Below are 5,022 nucleotides of genomic sequence, written 5' to 3' on the forward strand. Positions count from 1 at the left end.
GCCTGTGCCTGTGCCTGTGCCTGTGCCTGTGAGGGTTCGGCAGTGGCACCGGATGCGGCGCCCTGGCACTCGGCGGGGTCCAGGTGCTGCGCGAAGCCGGCCACGCGCTGCCCCGCCGGGGCTCCGCACAGGACGCAGGGTTCGGGCGCGGCCAGGACCTCGACGTCCTCGTCGCCCTGCACCTCCGTCGCCGTCGCCGTTTCCGTCGTCGCCGTCACTGTCGGCGCGTCGGGCTCGGGTGCCGCCTGCCGGGCCTCTTCGACGAGTTTCGCGGCCAGGCCGTCCAGCAGGTACGCGTACTTCTTGCGGATGTCGCCGCCCGGTTCGCGGCCCGTCTCCCAGGCCGCGAGCGTGGAGGGGCTGACGCCGAGTGCCCGCGCCACCTGGGCCTTGGACAGCCTGGCCTGCTCGCGCAGGTCACGGCGGGCGGCGGGTTCGGGGAGCTCGGCCTCGGGAGCGACCGAGTCGAGCAGCGAGTCGATGGCGTCGAAGTCGCTCATCAGCCGTGCGCCTTTCGCTTGGCCCGGCGACGCTCGTCGGCCCTGTCCGTCACGCCCGCATTCTCGAAACTTCTGCAACCGAAGTCAATTCTCGGACGATCCCCCGCATTGTGCCGCCTCAGTCCAGCAGTTCGGTGACGGCGCCCATGAAGCCCTCGTCGAGCATGGTCCGTGCCGCCGTGTCGCGCGAGGCGTCCAGGCCCGCGTCGTGGCGGGCGACGCTCAGTATGTAGCGGCCCAGGACACGGTGGGTGGCGAAGGACCACTCCCCCCGGGCGGCGGGGCTGCCGTCCGGGGCGAGCAGGTCGCCGCTGTCCACGCCGAAGCCGAACTCGGTGAAGCCGAGCCGCAGCCCCTGCCCCAGCGCTTTGGTGTAGGCCTCCTTCAGGGTCCACACGCGCAGCATGGCTGCCGTGCGGGCGGCGTCGTCGAGGTCGTCGAGGTCGGCGCGTTCGGCGGGGGTCAGGACGTGGCCGCTCAGCAGGTCGTACGACATGGGGCGGTCGGCGGGTTCGGCGTCGACGCCGATGCGGCCGTCGCGGCTGACACCGACGGCGATCAGGTCGTCGGTGTGGGTGAGGCTCACGTCGATCTGGTCGAGGCCGCGCAGGTAGGGGCGTCCTCCGATCTTGTACGCGAGGTCGAGCTCCACCGGGTCGGTGTTCAGGGCGGCGGCGGCCGTGTACTTGGTGGCCAGGCGGGAGGCGACGAAGCGGTAGCGCACGGTGGGGTCGGCGGTGCGGCGGTAGCGCTGCCAGTCGCGGCCGAGCAGCGGGCGCAGCGCGGGTTCCGCGACGGCGGCGGTGAGCCACTCGCCCCACGTGGTGTGGACGACGGCGTTGCCGTGGCGGTCCATGGCTTCGCGCACCCGGTGCCAGGGGGCGTCCGGTCCGCTGACGTGGACCGGCGCACTGATGCTCTCGGCGCCGCTGGGGACGAGGGTCGTCAAGGGGCCTTCCTTCCCTGGGGCGTGGTGACGGGATGTCACGGCGCGTAGGAGACCGCATCGAGGTCGCAGCTGCGGCCCTCCTGGTAGCGGCGGACCAGTTCGTCGAGGATCTGTTCCTGAATGCTGTCGGGCAGGTCGGGCACCGCGACCCCGAGCCGGCCGGCGAGGCGGGACAGCGCGAGGACGGCCCAGGCCGGGTCGGCGAGGAACGGGTCGGTGCCGTCCTGGTGCTCCCAGATGCCGAGCACCCCGGCGGCGCCGACGACGCCTGCGTAGCGGGCGCTGAGCACCACCACCGCGGGGTCCGTGAGGGCGGCGCCGGACGTCGGCAGGCGCCTGCACTGTTCGCGCAGGGCGCGCAGTTCGGTGACGAACGCCTCGGCGAGGTCGGCCAGGGCGCCGAGGGTGCCCCCGGCGCCGCGCGAGGGGGCGAGGCGCTCGGCGCTGCCCACGAGCGAGGCCGCCATGAAGTCGCCGCCGCCGGCGATGCCGAGCAGCCCGTACTCCAGGTCCGGCAGTTCGGCGCCGGAGCGGAACAGCTCGGTCGGCGGCTCCTGTTCGGCGAACCAGGACCGTTCGGCGAGGCCGCGCAGCTGGGGCACGAGGACCGCCTGGCAGGAGGCGCTGCCCGCATGGCCGAGGCCGGCCACGGGCAGGTCGCGCACGAGCTTGTCGAGGGCCCCGTACTCGGGGCTGGCGTGGTCGTAGCCGCGCGCGCCGAGGACGCCGGCGAGTTCCTCCAGGTCCTCGCGCAGCAGGTCGGGCACCACGTACTTGACGGCGGCGGCGTAGACGTGGGCCTGCGTGGGCAGCAGGGACAGCGCCCGCAGGACGACGGTGGACATGGCGTCGCAGGCGAGCAGGTCGGCGAAGACGCCGGCCAGCGGCTTGTGCCACCGCTTGGCCAGGGGGCCGGTGCGGCCCTCGGTGGTGGCCCGCACGGCGGAGTGCAGCACGGTGCCGACGGCCGAGGTGACGACGCCGCAGATCACGCTCCGGTTGACCTGGAACACCCGCAGGGCGACGCCCACTCCGTCACCCTCGGCACCGACCAGCGCGGCGGCGGGGACGGGGCAGTCGGTGAACTCCAGTCCCGAGAAGAGCGCCCCGCGCATGCCCGGCAGGTCGACGCGCGGCAGGTGCCGGAGCCGGCCGGCCCCGGCCCGGGCGGGGTCGAGGAGCAGGACGGAGTGGCTGCGCGGTCCGCGGGCGGGGTCGGTGCGTGCGTAGACGACCTGGAGATCGGCGCGTGCCGCGTTGATGATGACGTCCTTGCGGCCGTCGAGCCGGTAGCCGTCCGGCGCGCGGCGGGCGCTGAACTCGTGGCGCAGGATCGCGTTGGCGTGCGCGAGTTCGTGGTGCAGGATCGTGGCCCGCCCGCCGTTGAGCAGCAGCGCGGCGACGTCCCGGCGCTGTTGTGCGTCGCCCGCCGTCCAGACCGCGCCGGCGGCGAACAGGGAGATGATGCCGTAGCCGAAGCCGAGGCCGACGTCGCGCCGGAAGACGGGGCGCAGGGCGCGGGCCAGCAGGTCGGCCCGGGTGAGCAGGCCGCCTTGGGCGGCGGGCACGAGTTCGGCGCCGAACCCCGCCTCGGTGAGCAGCGCCTCGGTCGCGGCGGGCGGCTCTCCCCTGCCGTCGGCGGCGAACAGGGTCTGCAGGCCGTGCGGGTTCGCCGGGTCGTAGGGGTCGCCCAGCAGCGCCTCGAGCCGTGCGGCTCGCGCACGGGCGTCCGCCTCCGTCCGTCCGAACGGCGTGCCCGGGGGGTGGATGATCTCGGCGGTGATGGTCATGGCGGCGGTGGTCAACTCCCTCGTCGCGGCACGGGGCGCAGCGTGCGCACCCGTATCCAGACCCTGAACGCCTGACCTCGAGTCCGGGTGGAGGTGCTCTCGACGCATGCTCCGGCGTTCCTGCGGCCGGGCCCCGCCGGGCCGGAAGGGATTCTCCGTCCTTTCTCGAGCGGCCCACGCATCCCGAGCGGCCCACGAAAAAGCTGCGACACCCCGGAGCGGGGTGTCGCAGCGTTGCCCGGAAGGGGTTCTCGGTCAGCCGGTCTTACGGCGGAAGTTGCGCTTCTGGCCTGCGGGGTTGCCCATGTTCTTGACCTTGGCGCGGCCTTCTTCGTGCGCCTGCTTGGCCCGCGAGACCTGCGACTTGCGAGCCAGCGCCTCCTTGAATTTCGCGCGTACCGCTTCCGCGTCGTCGCCCTCGCTGCGGTTGCTCTTCGGAGTGTCAGTCATACGGTTCTCCTTGCCGTAAGGAACAGCCCTGCCGGAGTTGCACGGCTTCACCACTGTCACGATCGGAGCTGGACGGTCACTCGAGAGTCACTCGAAGGGCTGTCACCCTCCGATCGCGCAGAAACCCGGCGGCGAGCCTCGGGCGTCGGCTCGCGCTGGAAAGCATAGATCGGCAGATCGACCGGGGTCCCCGTGGCGAAGACCCGCTCCCAGGCGATGTCCTGTCCCGCCACGTGCAGCGCGCCCAACGCCCTTACCAGCGACCGCACTTCACCCGCCGGTGCGTCCGCCTCGCGCGCCGCGCTCTGCGACGGGACGAACACCGCGGGCTGCCGTACGCACGACGCGCCCATTGCGGTCAGCACACCGGCGGGACCGCATTCCACGTACCGGCCCACGCCCGCGCGCTCCAGCGTGCGCACGGCGTCCACGAACCGCACCGTGCCGCGCACCTGCCGCACCCAGTACGCCGGGTCCGACACCTCGCCGGCCGATGCCACCGCACCCGTCACCGTCGACACCCACGGGATCGACGGCTCGCCGAACCGGCACCGCGCCACGGCCCGGGCGAACTCCCCGAGCATCGCGTCCATGTGCGGGGAATGGAACGCGCGCGGCACCGCAAGACGCCGTACCCGGCGCCCCTCCCCCGCGCACCAGGCCATCACGGCCTCGACCGCGGCCGCGTCCCCGCTGACCACGGTCTCCGGTCCGTTCACCGCGGCGAGCGCCACGCGGCCGCCCACCCGGGTCACGGCCTCGATCACATCGGACTCGCACGCCTGGACGGAGGCCATCGCCCCGCCCTGCTCGCACGCCTGGGCCAGCGTGCCCCGCGCCGCGACCAGGCGGGCCGCGTCGGCCAGGTCCAGTACCCCTGCCGCGTGCGCCGCCGCCACCTCGCCCACACCGTGTCCCGCCACCGCGGCCGGTACGGCGCCCCACGACTGCCACAGCCGGAACAGCGCCACCTCCAGGGCGAACAGCGCCGGCTGGGTGAACTCGGTCTCGTGGATCAGCGCCGCGTCGGGGCCGTCCGGGGCGCCGAACAGCACCGCGACCAACGGCAGCCGCAGATGCGGATCGAGCGCGGCGCACGCCTCGTCCAGGGCGCGCCGGAACTCGGGGAACGCCGCGTACAACTCCCGCCCCATGCCCAGGCGTTGACTGCCCTGGCCGGTGAACAGCAGCGCGAGGCCGCTTCCCGCGGCCGCCGTCCCCGTGGCGAGGGCGGGGTGGACGCGGCCGTCCGCGAGTGCGCGCAGGGCCTGGACCGCTTCGGCGGACGAGGCGGCCACGACGCTGGCCCGGTGCTCCTGGTGGGCGCGGTGCC

At 73.9% G+C, this 5,022-nt stretch carries 5 protein-coding genes; all 5 read right to left on the minus strand.

Going from position 1 to position 5,022, the window contains the following annotated elements:
• On the minus strand, positions 1–500 hold a 500-nt coding region (locus tag G3I40_RS39570), incomplete at its 3' end, for a helix-turn-helix transcriptional regulator (RefSeq protein WP_164559655.1).
• Positions 501–618: 118 nt separating this feature from the next.
• Positions 619–1,449, minus strand: a complete 831-nt coding sequence (locus G3I40_RS39575; protein ID WP_164559656.1) for a 4'-phosphopantetheinyl transferase superfamily protein — start codon at positions 1,447–1,449, stop codon at positions 619–621.
• A 35-nt stretch (positions 1,450–1,484) separates the two neighbouring features.
• The gene (locus G3I40_RS39580; protein ID WP_164559657.1) at positions 1,485–3,239 is read right to left on the minus strand and encodes an acyl-CoA dehydrogenase; all 1,755 of its coding nucleotides are present in this window, start codon (positions 3,237–3,239) and stop codon (positions 1,485–1,487) included.
• A 255-nt stretch (positions 3,240–3,494) separates the two neighbouring features.
• Positions 3,495–3,689 carry a DUF5302 domain-containing protein gene (locus G3I40_RS39585; RefSeq protein ID WP_164559658.1) on the minus strand — a complete coding sequence of 65 codons (195 nt, stop codon included), beginning with the start codon at positions 3,687–3,689 and terminating at the stop codon, positions 3,495–3,497.
• Positions 3,690–3,745: 56 nt separating this feature from the next.
• On the minus strand, positions 3,746–5,022 hold a 1,277-nt coding region (locus tag G3I40_RS39590), incomplete at its 5' end, for an acyltransferase domain-containing protein (RefSeq protein ID WP_164559659.1).

This window comes from Streptomyces sp. SID14478 (assembly GCF_010548525.1).
GTDB lineage: Bacteria > Actinomycetota > Actinomycetes > Streptomycetales > Streptomycetaceae > Streptomyces.